18 protein-coding genes are annotated in these 14,933 nt (G+C 58.1%); 7 read left to right on the forward strand and 11 right to left on the reverse strand.

What is annotated here, in order from left to right; all coding sequences use genetic code 11:
* The first annotated feature begins 2 nt into the window (after positions 1 to 2).
* Positions 3 to 881: a carbohydrate ABC transporter permease gene (locus tag ACFWW2_RS10200; RefSeq protein WP_393927919.1), complete on the forward strand. Its 879-nt coding sequence runs from the start codon at positions 3 to 5 to the stop codon at positions 879 to 881.
* On the forward strand, positions 878 to 1,864 hold the full coding sequence (locus tag ACFWW2_RS10205; protein ID WP_393927920.1) for a nuclear transport factor 2 family protein: 987 nt from the start codon (positions 878 to 880) through the stop codon (positions 1,862 to 1,864). The genes ACFWW2_RS10200 and ACFWW2_RS10205 overlap by 4 nt, the downstream gene beginning before the upstream one ends.
* A 226-nt stretch (positions 1,865 to 2,090) precedes the next feature.
* Here ACFWW2_RS10205 and ACFWW2_RS10210 read toward each other — a convergent pair whose 3' ends face one another.
* Together ACFWW2_RS10210 and pheS are read right to left on the reverse strand one after the other, a co-directional pair.
* Positions 2,091 to 2,753 (reverse strand): SMI1/KNR4 family protein, encoded by a 663-nt coding sequence (locus ACFWW2_RS10210; protein WP_393927921.1) that lies wholly within the window; start codon positions 2,751 to 2,753, stop codon positions 2,091 to 2,093.
* On the reverse strand, positions 2,750 to 3,823 hold the full coding sequence (gene pheS / locus ACFWW2_RS10215; RefSeq protein ID WP_393927922.1) for a phenylalanine--tRNA ligase subunit alpha: 1,074 nt from the start codon (positions 3,821 to 3,823) through the stop codon (positions 2,750 to 2,752). The genes ACFWW2_RS10210 and pheS overlap by 4 nt, the downstream gene beginning before the upstream one ends.
* Positions 3,824 to 4,001: 178 nt before the next feature.
* On the opposite strand from pheS, the gene ACFWW2_RS10220 reads away from it, so the two are divergent.
* Positions 4,002 to 5,045, forward strand: a complete 1,044-nt coding sequence (locus tag ACFWW2_RS10220; RefSeq protein WP_393927923.1) for a GGDEF domain-containing protein — start codon at positions 4,002 to 4,004, stop codon at positions 5,043 to 5,045.
* Between the two features lie 417 nt (positions 5,046 to 5,462).
* Here ACFWW2_RS10220 and rplT read toward each other — a convergent pair whose 3' ends face one another.
* The 4 genes from rplT to pyk all read right to left on the reverse strand — a co-directional run bounded on the left by rplT (position 5,463) and on the right by pyk (position 7,850).
* Positions 5,463 to 5,825 (reverse strand): 50S ribosomal protein L20, encoded by a 363-nt coding sequence (gene rplT / locus ACFWW2_RS10225; protein WP_342078001.1) that lies wholly within the window; start codon positions 5,823 to 5,825, stop codon positions 5,463 to 5,465.
* A 15-nt stretch (positions 5,826 to 5,840) separates the two neighbouring features.
* The gene (gene rpmI / locus ACFWW2_RS10230) at positions 5,841 to 6,041 is read right to left on the reverse strand and encodes a 50S ribosomal protein L35 (RefSeq protein ID WP_393927924.1); all 201 of its coding nucleotides are present in this window, start codon (positions 6,039 to 6,041) and stop codon (positions 5,841 to 5,843) included.
* 112 nt (positions 6,042 to 6,153) lie between these two features.
* Positions 6,154 to 6,378, reverse strand: a complete 225-nt coding sequence (locus tag ACFWW2_RS10235; protein WP_393927925.1) for a hypothetical protein — start codon at positions 6,376 to 6,378, stop codon at positions 6,154 to 6,156.
* Positions 6,379 to 6,404: 26 nt separating this feature from the next.
* Entirely contained in the window at positions 6,405 to 7,850 is a 1,446-nt protein-coding gene (pyk, locus tag ACFWW2_RS10240) for a pyruvate kinase (protein WP_393927926.1), read from the reverse strand.
* A 118-nt stretch (positions 7,851 to 7,968) separates the two neighbouring features.
* Here pyk and ACFWW2_RS10245 point away from each other — a divergent pair, with 118 nt between their 5' ends.
* From ACFWW2_RS10245 to ACFWW2_RS10255, 3 genes are read left to right on the forward strand one after another with little or no spacing between them, the layout of a single operon-like run.
* The gene (locus ACFWW2_RS10245; RefSeq protein WP_393927927.1) at positions 7,969 to 8,706 is read left to right on the forward strand and encodes an N-formylglutamate amidohydrolase; all 738 of its coding nucleotides are present in this window, start codon (positions 7,969 to 7,971) and stop codon (positions 8,704 to 8,706) included.
* Between the two features lie 12 nt (positions 8,707 to 8,718).
* Positions 8,719 to 9,012, forward strand: a complete 294-nt coding sequence (locus ACFWW2_RS10250; RefSeq protein ID WP_393927928.1) for a DUF1244 domain-containing protein — start codon at positions 8,719 to 8,721, stop codon at positions 9,010 to 9,012.
* Position 9,013: 1 nt separating this feature from the next.
* Positions 9,014 to 9,499 (forward strand): hypothetical protein, encoded by a 486-nt coding sequence (locus ACFWW2_RS10255; RefSeq protein ID WP_393927929.1) that lies wholly within the window; start codon positions 9,014 to 9,016, stop codon positions 9,497 to 9,499.
* A gap of 284 nt (positions 9,500 to 9,783) precedes the next feature.
* Here the strand turns inward: ACFWW2_RS10255 and ACFWW2_RS10260 are convergent, their stop codons facing one another.
* Positions 9,784 to 10,647, reverse strand: a complete 864-nt coding sequence (locus tag ACFWW2_RS10260) for a D-amino-acid transaminase (RefSeq protein ID WP_393927930.1) — start codon at positions 10,645 to 10,647, stop codon at positions 9,784 to 9,786.
* 87 nt (positions 10,648 to 10,734) lie between these two features.
* On the opposite strand from ACFWW2_RS10260, the gene ACFWW2_RS10265 reads away from it, so the two are divergent.
* Positions 10,735 to 10,944 carry a hypothetical protein gene (locus tag ACFWW2_RS10265; protein ID WP_393927931.1) on the forward strand — a complete coding sequence of 70 codons (210 nt, stop codon included), beginning with the start codon at positions 10,735 to 10,737 and terminating at the stop codon, positions 10,942 to 10,944.
* On the opposite strand, the gene dgcA is transcribed toward ACFWW2_RS10265, so the two are convergent.
* The 4 genes from dgcA to ACFWW2_RS10285 form a co-directional block, all read right to left on the reverse strand.
* Positions 10,941 to 11,897, reverse strand: a complete 957-nt coding sequence (dgcA, locus tag ACFWW2_RS10270; protein WP_393927932.1) for an N-acetyl-D-Glu racemase DgcA — start codon at positions 11,895 to 11,897, stop codon at positions 10,941 to 10,943. The genes ACFWW2_RS10265 and dgcA overlap by 4 nt on opposite strands.
* 40 nt (positions 11,898 to 11,937) lie before the next feature.
* Positions 11,938 to 12,939: an N-acetyltransferase DgcN gene (dgcN, locus tag ACFWW2_RS10275; protein ID WP_393927933.1), complete on the reverse strand. Its 1,002-nt coding sequence runs from the start codon at positions 12,937 to 12,939 to the stop codon at positions 11,938 to 11,940.
* A 239-nt stretch (positions 12,940 to 13,178) separates the two neighbouring features.
* Positions 13,179 to 14,504 (reverse strand): ammonium transporter, encoded by a 1,326-nt coding sequence (locus tag ACFWW2_RS10280; RefSeq protein ID WP_393927934.1) that lies wholly within the window; start codon positions 14,502 to 14,504, stop codon positions 13,179 to 13,181.
* A gap of 22 nt (positions 14,505 to 14,526) precedes the next feature.
* Complete coding sequence (locus ACFWW2_RS10285) at positions 14,527 to 14,865, reverse strand: P-II family nitrogen regulator (RefSeq protein WP_393927935.1); 339 nt, start codon at positions 14,863 to 14,865, stop codon at positions 14,527 to 14,529.
* Positions 14,866 to 14,933: the final 68 nt, after the last annotated feature.

Genomic DNA, 14,933 nt, shown 5'->3' on the forward strand with positions numbered 1-14,933 from the left:
TGATGTCCGTCGCCACCCGTCGCCCGCTGAGCATCCGGTTTCTGGCCACCAGTTTTCTGGTGCTGTGGCTGATCATGGCCGCATTCCCGTTTCTTTGGACGCTATGGGGGTCGTTCAAGGTTGAGGGTGATTTCTTTTCCAAGGCAGACTGGGCCAATTCGATCTTTGGCACGCTGACCCAAGTTGAAACCGGGGGCAGTTTTACCGATGATGGGTATCACGGGGCCTGGGTGCAGGAAGAGTTTTGGCGCGCCGCCTTTAACACTGCCATCGTCTGCATCTGCGTCGTCACGATCTCGCTGACCTGCGGCACACTGGCAGGTTACGCCCTGTCCCGGTCGACCTATCGCTATGCGTTCTGGCTGCTGCTGTTCGCGCTGATTTTTCGGGCGATGCCCCCGATTACGCTGGTGTCGGGCTATCTGCTGCCGTTTTTTGAATGGAACCTCTGGGGGCATTTATCGACGACGATCATCGTGCTGGTAGCGATCAATCAGCCCTTTACCCTGTGGATGCTGCATTCGTTTTTCAAGAATATCCCCAAGGATCTGGATGAAAGCGCGATGGTTGATGGCTGCACTCGGTTTCAGGCCTTCCGCCATGTGATTATCCCGGTGATGTGGCCGGGGGTGATCACCACTGGGCTGTTTTCATTCCTGCTGGCTTATAATGACTTTGCTGTCACCTCGATGCTGCTGGCCAAGGAAAACCACACCATGGTGCCCAAGATCGCAAGCTTTCTTGGCACGACCCAAACCAAGGGCAACGTGATGTTCGCAGTGGCGGCGGTTGTGTCGGTCACGGCACCGCTCTTCGTGATGATCCTGTTCTTCCAGCGCCAGATTGTGTCAGGCCTGACCGCAGGTGCGGTAAAGGGATGAGCTTTCAGGCAGAAAAGGCGCTGGTCCGCGCCCATTGTGATGCGCTGTCCAAGGCGACGCCGGATAACGTGGCCTCGGTTCTGGCAGAGCGCACGAGCCCCGATTGGCACTGGCGTGGGATGCATCCGTTTCATGAACAACACCGGGCGCAGGCCGTGGCTGACGCGTTCTGGTCGCCGTTTCTGACCGCCATGTCGCGGGTCCAGCGACGGCAGGATATCTTTATCGCGGGCCGGAACGAGATTGACGGGTTCCAGTCTGTCTGGGTCATTTCCATGGGCCATCTGATGGGCCTGTTTGATGCCCCGTTTCTCGGGATCAGGCCGAACCGGCGCATCGCCATGCTGCGCTATGCCGAGTTCAACAAGGTTGTGGACGGCAAGATCGTCGAAACGGCGCTGTTCTGCGACCTGATCCACCTGATGCGGCAGGCGGGCCAATACCCCCTGCCCCCGCAGACGGGGATGCATCTGGTCCAGCCGGGACCGGCGACACATGATGGTTTGCTGTTCGACGACGCCGCACCGGCCGAAGGCGAACAGACACTCGCGCTGGTCAACCGCATGATCGGTGACATCAACGCGCATCAGCGCTTTGACAGCCCGCAACAGGAACTGGCCCAAAGCTGGCACGATGATTTCATCTGGTGGGGGCCGGAGGGGATCGGGGCGACCTACACGATTGACCGCTACATCGCACAACACCAGCGCCCGTTTCGCACCCAGATCAAGGATCGGGTCTATAACGGGCATATCTGCCGGCTGGCCGAGGGCAATTTCGGCGGCTTTTTCGGCTGGGCCAACCTGACCGTAACGAATGCTGGCGGCTATATGGGCCTGCCCGCTGGGGCCCCCGCCGATATGCGGGTGGTCGATATGTATCGGCGGGACGGTGACAAACTGGCCGAGAACTGGATTTTCATCGACATCCTGCACTTTCTGAACATGCAGGGGTTGGATGTGTTGGGGCGGTTAGAAGGCTGACACAAGGGCAAGCGCCCGGACCGAGACGGGGGGCTGAACCGGGTCTGTTTGGCGGGGCTTGGCGTCTATTCGTGACGGCAGTGCGGGTTGCGTCGTTGCAAAAGCGCCCTCCCCGCGGGGAAGAGTATGAGCGGTTCCGAAATTGATCCAGCAGATCAATTTATGAAAAGCGGACGGATTCCTGTATTCGAAGATGCCGGCATCCGGATGCCGCTCAATCAACGCGTCAGTCGACTCTCAACCACTCTTCCTGCATAGCTGCCGAACAGTCTTGTTCCCAGTTATGGGCAGGACAGTTTGGAAGCATTCTACGCGCAATTTGATTCAATGCGTCTGCATCAGCCACAAGATCACCTTTGTAGTAATAATCATCGTCCTCCGAAGCGATCAAAATAGCACCTTCCTGAACTGCCTGCTCCAGCAAGCTGAAGAACTGAGAAAGATCGTCAGCGAACCGCTCCATTGGGTCGGAAGTGAGAAGGCGATAATATACCGCACCAAATGTCCTTGATTTGGGCAGGCAGTTTATCCAAAACCCGCCCGCATCCACTTGCGCTATTTGGACAAAACCCTTTGGAAAATGGGTATCGAAACCATACTCTCCAGAAGTCCGCAACTCTTCGAACATTTTGTAGCCGCTTTGCGACTCCTGAACTGAAAGCGGCAGCATGAAATCTGGGTAAAAAGTAAAGAAGCGTCCACTCTCAACTGCAGAGATACCGTCAAAACGCCGCCAAAGCTGCTTTAATGCAGTTGGGAATTCGCATCCGGTATCGAACTCGTACTGGGAAATGCTTGAGGATGAGGCACCATCACGCAGATAATCAATCGCCCCTGCGCTGCGCGCACTCAATGATACCAGATATGCCTCGAGAGCAGCAAAGCTCACCTACTCAACCCACCATGCAACGTCGGCTGATCCAGCGCAGCAAACCCATAATGCCGCAACCACCGCAAATCTGAATCAAAGAACGCCCGCAGATCGGGGATCCCGTATTTCAGCATCGCGATCCGGTCGATGCCCATGCCGAAGGCAAAACCCTGCCATTCCGCCGGGTCAATCCCGCCGGCTTCCAGCACCTTGGGATGCACCATGCCGGACCCCAGAATTTCCAGCCAGTCATCGCCCTCGCCCACTTTCAGGGTCCCGCCTTCCCAGGAACAGCGGATATCGACCTCGGCCGATGGCTCCGTGAACGGGAAGTGCGAGGCGCGGAAGCGGATGTCGACGTGATCCACCTCGAAATAGGCTTTCACGAATTCCTCCAGCACCCATTTCAGGTTCGCCATTGAGATATCGCGGTCAATCGCCAGCCCTTCGACCTGATGGAACATTGGCGTATGGGTCTGATCATAATCAGCGCGATACACACGGCCCGGACAAATGATGCGCGTCGGCGCACCCGTCTTTTCCATCGACCGGATCTGCACCGGGCTGGTATGGGTGCGCAGCACATGCGGCGGGCGGTTATCGCCCTCGCGGCGGTGGGTATAGAACGTGTCCATTTCCGCCCGGGCCGGGTGATGGCCGGGGATGTTGAGCGCGTCGAAATTATACCAGTCGCTTTCGATCTGCGGGCCTTCGGCAACGCTGAACCCCATATCGGCAAAGATCGCTGTCACCTCTTCGGTCACCTGCGAAATCGGGTGGATCGTACCCTGACGGCGACCACGCGACGGCAGGGTCACATCCAGCCATTCGTCACGCAGACGGGCGTCAAGGGCAGCATCGGCAAGGGCGGATTTCTTGGCGGACAGAGCTGAATTGATCTCGTCCTTCAAGGCATTCAGCGCGGGGCCTGCGACCTGCCGTTCCTCTGGCGTCATCTTGCCCAGCTCGCGCATTTTCAGGCTGATCTCGCCCTTCTTGCCAACGGCCTGCACACGCAGGTCTTCGATAGCGGCCTCATCGGCGGCACCTGCTATCAGGCCAAGGTATTTTTGTTTCAGATCGTCCATATCGGCGCCTCGTTTGACTGTGCAGACCTGCTACCGCGCCAACGCGCTGCGTGCAAGAACATGACCGGGCTTCATACCATCATCCCCAGGCCCATCGGCCCATGCGGATTTACGATATCTTGACGCGTCGCCGCTATCGAACAAGCAACTGCGATCAGACCGCAAAGGGTCACAATTCATGGGCGAAGGCGACATCAGCGTGACATGCGATGCCACCTCAAAAGAGCAATTGTTCATCCCCATCGGGCTGGTCGCTGACTTGTGGTCCGCCAGAAGCAGGGACGAAATTCTGCAATCCTTTTCCAAATGGGTGTCAGTCGCGATCAAAGCGGATCGGTGCAGTATCGCATTGCCCGATGGCGATAACCTCGTCGTGAAGGCGTTGAACGGCGATCAGGCCATCCCGCAAGGAACAGCCGTGCCGATAAAGGGGTCGGTCCTGGGCCGCGTTTTTGCAAACCGGGCGGCAGAGGTTGTGCGCGATCTGGCATCGCAACCTTTTATGGACTGCCGCAAACTGGCCGATGCGGGGATGAAATGCCTGATTGACGTGCCGCTTCTGGCTGGGGATCGCTGCTTTGGCACGCTAGCCGTGGCGCTCCGGCAGGACAAGGATGATCTGTGCAAGGAAACCGCGATCCTGACGGCATTGGCCCAATGCATCGCCACCCAGCTTCTTGTGATCGAACAGATGGACCATCTGGTGGCGATGGCGCGCACCGACGCACTGACCGGGGCGGGCAATCGGCATCATCTATACGAGGTATCCGACACAGCCTGGGCCAATTGGAAAGACCACGACAGGCCCTTTGCGTTCATTTCAGTCGATATGGATCACTTCAAACAGATCAATGACACCTACGGACATGACGCTGGCGACCAGGTGCTGCGCGCCTTTGTGCAACGACTGATGGCGCGATCGCGCACCGCCGACGAGGTATTTCGCATGGGAGGCGAGGAGTTTGGTGTGCTGGTATCGGATGTTGATATCACTTTGGCCAGACGAACTGCGGAACGTTTGTGCGATGCTGTTGGTGATACGCCGTTTGTCCTCTCAGATATGGAGCTCACGATTACCGCAAGTTTCGGCGTGACAGAGGTCATGACCTGCGACCAAAGCTTTGACGACGTACTCAAGCGGGCGGATATGGCGCTTTATCAGGCAAAGGCATCCGGACGCGATCAGGTCATTTCGATGTCACGACAGGAGCTTGCGGCATGATCGGCGCGCTGGTCGTTACCTATTCGACAATTGCGCGGCATCGCAGCCTTCTGATTTCAGAACGTGACGACCGGCCAGCGCTGCGCAAGCCGGATGGAGGTAAAGTTTAGTTCAACTTGCTAACGTTACTGATTAGTGCACGGAAGTTGGGTGTTTTAAGAGCGACTGGCGATCACCGAATTTGACAGTTACCCCCGCTTGCAGGCTGTTGAGTATGGTTCATTCAAACGAGCCGCCGCTGCGACAGGCGATGTGATTTATTTCATCAGTTCGTCGGCTTTCTTGTCCCGTGCTGCAAAACACCTAGGCGACAACGCCATAAGTTATTCTGACGGTCAGAAAAAAGGACTTCGATCTTACAAAAAAACCCCGGTGATATTCTCACCAGGGTTTCTGAAATACGAAAAAGTACTCGGCTCAGGCGGCCAGCGCATCCTTGGCTTTGCCAACGATTGTCGCAAATGCGTCAGGTTCGTTGACGGCCAGATCGGCCAGAACCTTGCGGTCCACTTCGATCCCGGCCAGGTTCAGCCCGTTGATGAACTTCGAATAGTTCAGCGTTTCGTCAACCGAACGGACGCCTGCGTTGATCCGCTGGATCCACAGCGCGCGGAAGTTGCGCTTGCGGTTGTGACGGTCGCGGGTTGCATATTGGTTGGCCTTGTCGACAGCCTGCTTGGCGACCTTGAAGGTCTTGGAGCGGCGATCGTAATATCCTTTGGCAGCGTCGAGAACTTTCTTGTGACGACGATGCGTGACGGTTCCACCTTTAACGCGCATATCAAATTCTCCTTATCAGCGTGCGTAGGGCATCATTGGCTTGATGATCTGCTCATCAGCCTTTGACAGCGTTGTCGTACCGCGCGCGTTACGGATGAATTTAGTGCTGCGCTTGATCATGCCGTGGCGCTTGCCTGCCTGGCCTGCCACAACACGGCCAGAGGCCGTCACTTTGAACCGCTTTTTGCAGCTCGATTTGGTCTTCATCTTCGGCATTTCCGTCTCCATCTAAAGGTCGGTCGAAACGCGCGACTCGGCATGCCATATAGGCCGGACGCGCGGGTGAAGGCCGCCATATAGGCCGCATCCCGTTCCGGTGCAAGACAATTCAGATGATATATCGGGCCACAACGCTGACAAACACATCGTCAATCGTTTCCAGCGTATAGGCGCCTTCATTCTGCTGTATGGCGAAATAGACCATACCGCCGCCCATCAGGGCCATGACCAGCGGCATCTTGGGAAACCGCCGGTCAGAAAACGCGCTGACAAAGCCCGGCAGCGAAAACGCCGCAATCACAAGCCCAACAACAAAGATCAGATCCATATCCATAGCCAGCGCCTTTCCTTGGACGCATGCTACTCCTGATCGGCGGCGTAGATCAAACGTTCCGCGCAGGGCGCCACACGCAAGATGTTCGTCGACCCTGGCGTGTTGAACGGCACACCGGCGGTTACCACGATCATGTCGTCTTCGGTCGCCAGCTTCTGTTCGATGGCGGCGCGCACAGCCGCGATCACCGCTTCCTTGAACCGGTTAACCTCCCCGGTCACGACACAGTTCGTCCCCCAAGACAGGCACAGGCGACGGGCGGTCGAGACATAGCTGGTCAGCGCAATGATCGGCACGCGCGGGCGTTCGCGTGACACGAGCAGCGCCGTTGTCCCGGATTGCGAGAAACAGCAGATCGCGCTGACATCGGTGGTTTCAGCGATTTCGCGTGCCGCCGAAACGATCCCGTCAGCAACCGTGATCCCTTCGGATTTGCGGGACGCCTCGATGATCTCGGTATAGTTCGGATCGGACTCAACCTCGCCTGCGACGTTGTTCATCGTGGTGACTGCTTCGATGGGATAGGACCCAGCCGCGGATTCCGCCGACAGCATGATCGCATCCGCCCCTTCGTAAATGGCGGTGGCCACGTCGGACACTTCGGCCCGGGTCGGCATTGGTGATTCAATCATCGATTCCAGCATCTGTGTCGCCACGATCACGGGCTTGGCTGCAGCCCGGCATTTGCGCACCAGTTGTTTCTGGATCGGCGGTACATTCTGCACCGGCAATTCGACCCCCAGATCACCGCGCGCCACCATGATCCCATCACTGGCCGCCAGAATATCCTCAAATGATTTCACGGCATTGGGCTTTTCGATCTTCGACAGAATGGCAGCACGGCCCTTGGCCAGTTCGCGCGCGTCTTCCACGTCGGCGGCACGCTGGACAAATGACAGGGCCAGCCAATCGACCCCCAGTTCGCAGACGAACTCAAGATCCTTGCGATCCTTCTCCGACAGGGCGGCCAATGGCAGGGTCACGTCAGGGACGTTCACGCCCTTGCGGTTGGAAATCGTGCCACCCACGATGACCTCGCAATCGGCAAAATCGGCTCCACAGTCCTTGACCCGCAGCTTGATCTTGCCGTCATTGACCAGCAGATGGGCCCCAGGTTCCAGTGCGTCGAAAATCTCTTTGTGGGGCAGCTTGACTCGCGTTGCGTCACCTTCTGCATCGTTCAGGTCCAACCGAAAGGCCGCACCCTCGACCAGGTCTTCCTCGCCCTTCGCAAAAACGCCCACCCGCAGCTTGGGCCCCTGCAAATCAGCCAGGATTGCAATCGGACTGTTCAGATCCTTTTCCACCTGCCGGATGATCGCGTGCCGCGCCCTGATCTCTGCATGATCGCCATGGGACATGTTCAGCCGGAACACATCCGCGCCCGCCTCGTGCAAAGCCCGGATCATCTCGTAATCATTTGAAGCGGGGCCAAGCGTGGCGACAATCTTCACGTTGCGGTGGCGTCTCATGGTCTGTCCTTCATGCTGCAGGACCGTTAGCGGTAACAATCCCATTTGCGCCCTTATTGCGCAATTCCCTTCCCGCGACAACTAGCCTAAACGCGGTGATAAAGGAATGACAGGCAAGATGACTGACGACGCTTTTGAGATTATTGGAGCCGACCGTCCGGGCCGCTGGCTGGTGGCCTGTGATCACGCCACCAACCATGTGCCCGACTGGGTCCATGGCGGCGATCTGGGGCTGAGCCCCGCAGATATGGACCGGCACATCGCCTATGATATCGGGGCCGCAGGCGTGACCCGCCATCTGGCCACGCTGTTGGACAGCCCCGCCATCCTGTCGCGCTTTTCGCGGCTGGTGGTCGATCCCAACCGGGGCGAAGATGACCCGACCATCATGATGCGCCTTTATGACGGCACGATCATCCCCGGCAACAGGCATGCCGACGAGGCGGAACGGGCAGAGCGTATCCGGCGGCTCTATCACCCCTACCACGCGGCCTATGCCGATCTGGCCGCCCATATGCAAAACCCGGTGATCTGCGCGGTGCACAGTTTCACGCCACGGCTGCAAGGGCGTCACCCCCGCCCGTGGGAGGTGGGGATCCTTTACGCTGATGATGACCGACTGGCCCAACCGTTTCTGGCAGCCTGCCGGGCGCAGGGCTGGTGCGTTGGCGACAACGAACCCTATGCAGGCCACCTGCCCGGCGATGCGGTCGACCGGCACGCGCTGCAACACGGACGGCCCAACGTGCTGATCGAATTGCGGCATGATCTGATTGCCGATACGGCCGGCCAGACCCTTTGGGCCGAACGGCTCGCCCCTATATTAAGTGATGTACTGACCCAATCCGGACTTTGAAGGAGAGCCTAAATGGACGACCAGACCCGTATCGAACTTGAAGCCGCCGCCTTTCGCCGCCTGCAGCAGCACCTGATGCAGGACCGACCCGATGTGCAGAATATCGATATGATGAACCTTTCCGGGTTCTGCCGGAACTGCCTGTCACGCTGGTATCAGGAAGCCGCCAATGAACGGGGCATCGAGATGAGCAAGGACGAAGGGCGCGAAGCGTTCTACGGCATGCCCTTTGCGGAATGGAAAGCCAAGTACCAGACCGAAGCCAGCGCAGAGGCACAGGAAGCGTTCAAAACGTCGCATGGCTAAGATGGATAAAGGTCTGATCGGCAGTGCGGTTGCAAATGCATCGCGGCGGACGACCGTCTGGTACTTTGTTCTGGCGCCCGTGGTTCTGGCCTACCTTGGGGCGGCCTTTTATCTGGTCGCCCACACCAGACCGCTATCGCGCCTTTTTCAGCTTTCACCAACCCATGCCGAGGCGTGGCTGGTCGATCTGATCCCGGTGGCACTGCCGCTCCTTGGGGCCATTGCCGCTTACATCTATCGCAAAAACGCGAGCGATATGCAGCGACGGCACGACTTTCTGGCCGCATTTGCAGGACGGGAACTGGTGCAGGCGCGTCACAACCCAAACCTGATCTATGCCGTACTGGACACAGAAACGGGGCCAGACAAGATCACGATGCAGCTCGTCTGGACACCGGATGGACCGCATAGGGGCAAAGACATCTATGCGGATATGAACCGGGAGCAGGTCGCCCCCTTGGATCAGCAGCACTTTCTCGGACAGTAAAAAGTCCCAATGCGCAGGGCAGCCCGCAAAAACCTTCGAAGATTTTTGCCAAGAATATTCCAATATTCTTGGCCCGCCGCGGATCAGACTTTCTTAACACTTTCCACCGCACGCTGCGTTAATTGGGCTATTTGCCCCGAAAGTGTCCGACGCAAGGCCGACGCTTTGCCGACGCGATGCCGACCGACCAAATCCGGCAAAACGCCAGTGTTTACGAATGATTCGTCAATTTGGCCGATCAGGGGTGTTGCGCCCCCGATCTCCACCCACCGAACGTTGCGCGATCAGACGGCGCGCTTGCGGCTTTCGTCCAGATAAATCTCGCGCAGGCGGGTCGCGACGGGCCCCGGTGCACCTGCCCCGATAGCCGCGTCATCAATCTCGACGACCGGCATCACGAATGTGCTGGCCGAGGTGATAAAGGCCTCATCCGCCTCTTGTGCCTCAGCAATGGTGAAACTGCGTTCCTCCACCTTCATCTGCGCCTCTTTGGCGAACCGCAGCACAGCGGCGCGGGTGATGCCATGCAGGATTTCATTGCCCAGATGCCGGGTAATAATCGTATTGTTTTTAATGATATAAGCGTTGTTTGATGTCCCTTCGGTCACCGCCCCATCCTCGACCATCCAGGCGTCATCCTTACCGGCCGCCTTGGCCATCATCTTGCCCATGGACGGGTAAAGCAGCTGAACCGTCTTGATATCACGGCGCGACCAGCGCTGATCCTCGATCGAGATGACCTTGATCCCCTTCTTCGCAGCAGGGCTATCGGCCAGGCCCGGCTTGTTCTGGGTGAACAGCACCACTGTCGGCGTGGTCGTCTCCGGGTCCGGAAACACGAAATCGCGGTCATCCGGGGCACCGCGGGTGATCTGCAGATAGATCATCCCTTCCTCGATCTCGTTCAGACGAACCAGTTCCTTGTGGATTTCCAACAGGTTAGGTAGAACCGCAGGATGCGGCATATCCAACTCGCCCAATGATCGCTCCAACCGTTTGGCATGGCCGTCAAAGTCGATCAGTTTGCCATCCAGCACCGATGTGACCTCGTACACCCCGTCCGCCATCAGAAACCCGCGATCAAAGATCGAGATTTTGGCCTCCGCCTCTGGCAGGTACGCGCCGTTTACATAAACTATACGGGTCATGGTTAGGCTCCCTCTGATCGCTTGTGATGTTGGTCCAATGATTTGCCGGTGGCGTCAAGCAGGTCATTTGATGATAGGCTTGCGCGCATGACCAGATATGCCGTCATCCGCGTCCCGACCTCAGGGCCACCGGCCCTGATTGCGGCACCCAACGTCTTTGCCAGCGCGGCAGAAGCGGCGGCGCGTGTCGCAGCGATTGAGCAGGGCCAACTCAAACAGCATCACACCTATCTTGAAGTTGTGGCCTTTGACGGACCACTGGCCGACGCCATGGCTGCCAAGGGCATTCAGAGCTAACCCCAGAGCGCGGCATCCGGCGGATGCACGCCCGCATCATCGAATATCAGCGGATGCGCGCGGTCCTCGGCCAGCAAAAGTGGGCCATCGAGATCGGTAAACGCCGCCCCTTGTGCGAGGATCGTTGCGGGCGCCATGGCCAGCGATGACCCCACCATGCAGCCGATCATGATATCATAACCTTTTGAAATTGCTTGCTCTTTCAACGCCAACGCCTCTGTCAGCCCACCGGCCTTGTCCAGCTTGATATTGACCATGTCATATTTGCCCTTCAGCCCGAGCAGGCTGGCGCGGTCATGGCAGCTTTCGTCGGCGCAAACCGGCAGCGGGCGCACGATTTCGCCCAGCATTTCATCATCGCCTGCAGGCAACGGCTGTTCGACCATCTGCACACCAAGCCGGATCAGGTGCGGGGCCAGTTCGGCATAAACCTCTGCCGTCCAACCTTCGTTGGCGTCCACGATAATCGGGGCATCCGGCGCACCCCGCCGCACAGCCTCCAACCGGGCCATATCGTCAGGCGTACCTAATTTTATCTTCAACAACGGGCGCTTGGCATGCCGCGCGGCCTGTTTTTCCATCGCCTCCGGCGCATCCAAAGACAGGGTATAGGCCGTCACCTGTGGCTTCGGTTCGGTCAATCCCAGAAGTTCCCACACACGAACACCGGCCCGTTTAGCGGCCAAATCCCAGAACGCACAATCAACGGCGTTGCGTGCGGCACCCGCTGGCAAAAGGCTTTGTAAACCTTCGCGGGTTAAGGTCGCGGGCAGACTTTCGATCTGCGCCGCAACACTGTCCAGCGTTTCACCATAGCGGGCATAAGGCACACATTCGCCGCGCGCGACGCCGTCCAGCGTCACGGTCAGCACATCGGCTTGTGTCCGCGACCCCCGGCTGATCGTAAACACCTGTGCCAGCGGGAAGGCATCCCTGCTTACGTCAATTCGCATCCGCATCTTCTTCTGAGCATAAATATCCCCGCCGGAGGCATCAAAGTTCTGCCAACGCATCCACCAGACGCCCGGCCCCCTGCCGGAATGTATCGACCGTTGGTAGCCCCATCCGTTTCTCAACCTCGGCCATATAGGTCAATGCCTCATCCTCTTGCAAATGCTGGGTATTCACTGAAATGCCCGTGATCCGGCAGTCCGGATTGGCCACCCGGGCCAGAGGCAGCGCGGTATCTCGCAATGTCTCAAGGCTGGGCAGATCATAATCGGGCAGGCCGCGCATATGGGTCCGCGTCGGTTCGTGGGCGAGGATGAGCGCATCAGGCTGCCCGCCATGGATCAGGGCCATCGTCACGCCGGAGTAGGAGACATGAAACAGGCTTCCCTGCCCTTCAATGTGATCCCAGTGATCAGGGTCATTGTCGGGCGTTAGGTATTCCACCGCACCGGCCATGAAATCCGCAATCACCGCGTCCAGTGGTACGCCGCCGCCGGTGATCAGAATGCCGGTCTGCCCAGTGGGGCGGAATGTGGATTTCATACCGCGCCGCTGCATTTCGGCATCCATGGCCAGGCCGGTATACATCTTGCCCACCGAACAATCAGTCCCGATAGCCAGGCACCGCTTGCCAGTGCGTTTCTTGCCGTTTGCGATGGGATAAGCCACCGACGGGATACGCACATCGAAAAGCGAACGGCCTGCCACGCGCGCAGCGGCGACCAGCTCGTCCTCGTCCCGCAACAGATTGTGCAGCCCCGATGCAATGTCGAACCCCATTTGCAGCGCCTTGACCAAGACCTCCTTCCAGGCCTTGGAGATATGGCCGCCTCGGTTTGCCACGCCGATCACAAGGGTCTGGGCACCGGCGGCCCGCGCTTCTTCCAGTGTCAGGTCATTGATGCCCAGATCAGCCCCGCAGCCTTTCATCCGGAATTGACCAACGGCGTTTTCGGGGCGCCAGTCCTTGATCCCCTGGGCCACCTTTGCGGCAAGCCCGTCAGGCGCATCGCCAAGGTACAGAAGGTAAGGGGTCTGGATCATGGTACGCTCCGGTCTGGCTGGTCAATCGTTCGGTGCGAAAATTGCGCGCATATCGTGAAATGTCATCGCGCAATCGTCTGCAGATCATACCAATTACAGCAGAAACTCCCGCAATATCGACACTTGATGCAAGAAAATCGTGTCATTCGGTCGTAAGATGGGTCTTGACCCATCCCCGCCTGTAAAAAAACCCGGGCGTTTCCGCCCGGGCCAGTACTCAAAAGACAGCTTGGAAGGGATCAGCCTTTCGAGAAATCGGGATAGGCTTCCATCCCCAGTTCCGAGGTATCGAGCCCGTTGATTTCGGCCTCTTCGGTGACACGGATGCCCATGATGCCTTTCAGGACGATCCACAGCACGATGCTGGCCACAAAAGTGAAGACGCCGTAGGCAAGAATACCTGTCAACTGTATCACCAACGACGCTTCGGCATTGTAGAAGACAACCGCAATGGTCCCCCAGATACCGGCAAACAGGTGGACAGGGATCGCACCAACCACATCGTCGATCTTCAGCTTGTCCAGCATCGGCACGGCGAATACGACGATCACGCCGCCGATTGCACCGATCCACAGCGCGCCAAACAAGGTGGGTGCCAGCGGTTCAGCGGTGATCGACACCAGACCGGCCAGCGCACCGTTCAGCACCATGGTCAGATCGACCTTCTTGTACATCACCTGCGTCAGGATCAATGCCGCCACCGCGCCAGAGGCCGCAGCCATATTGGTGTTGGCAAAGATGCGCGAGATGTCAGTGATATCGCCAACTGTCCCGGCGGCAAGCTGAGAGCCGCCGTTAAAGCCGAACCAGCCAAGCCACAGGATAAATGTACCCAATGTCGCCAGCGCGAGGTTGGAGCCAGGCATTGGATGCACGCGACCGTCCTTGTACTTGCCCAGACGGGGACCAAGGATCAGCGCACCGGCCAAGGCCGCCCAGCCACCAACAGAGTGCACGATGGTCGAACCCGCAAAGTCATTGAAACCAGCGGCGTCCAGCCAGCCCGCGCCCCACTTCCATGAACCGGAAATCGGATACAGCATGCCCGTCAGAACGACGACGAAAATCAGGAAGGGCCACAGCTTGATCCGTTCCGCCAAGGCACCTGACACGATGGATGCCGTGGCTGCCACAAACATCAGCTGAAAGAAAAAATCGGACCCGACAGACGCATAATCCAATGCTGCGTCTTCCGCGGCCAGGCCGACCGCCTCAAGCTCTGTCCAGCTGAAGAACGGCCCCAGCCAGCCGCTGACAAGCCAGCCGTCGCCGGGATACATCAGGTTGAAGCCGATCAGCCAATACATGATCGACGCAATTGAAAATAGCGCGATGTTCTTGGTCAGCTGCATGGTGACGTTTTTGGACCGCACCAGACCTGCCTCGAGCATGGCAAAGCCAGCGGCCATCCAGAATACGAGGAAGCCGCCCACGAGGAACAGCAGCGTGGTCATCAGATAGGGGCCGATTTCGTCGAATGTCGGTGCCGGGGCGTCCTGCGCCAGCGCGACTGTCGGCAAAAGCGCGAGACCCGCGCCGACTGTTGTAAACTTGAAAAAATTCATTGATTTGTCCCTCATTACGCGATCACAGCGCGTCATCATTTGTCTCGCCGGTGCGCACCCGCAGGGCGCTTTCCACGTCGAGTACGAAAATCTTGCCATCGCCGATCTTGTCGGTTTTGGCCGTTGTCGCGATGGTGTTGACGACCTGATCGGCCATGCTGTCCTGAACCACGATTTCGAGCTTCACTTTCGGCACGAAATTCACGGCATATTCCGCGCCGCGATAAATCTCCGTATGACCCGATTGTGATCCGAAACCTTTGATTTCGGACACCATCATGCCGCGCACACCCACAGAGGTCAGCGCCTCGCGCACCTCTTCGAGCTTGAACGGCTTGATTGTTGCAATGATGAGTTTCACATTCTTCCCCTTGCGCATTCTTTGGCGGGTCCGTTTTGGCAGCGCCCGCTTGCCCGGCAAGACAAAGC

Source organism: Yoonia sp. R2-816 (assembly GCF_046762905.1).
Taxonomy (GTDB): Bacteria; Pseudomonadota; Alphaproteobacteria; order Rhodobacterales; family Rhodobacteraceae; genus Yoonia.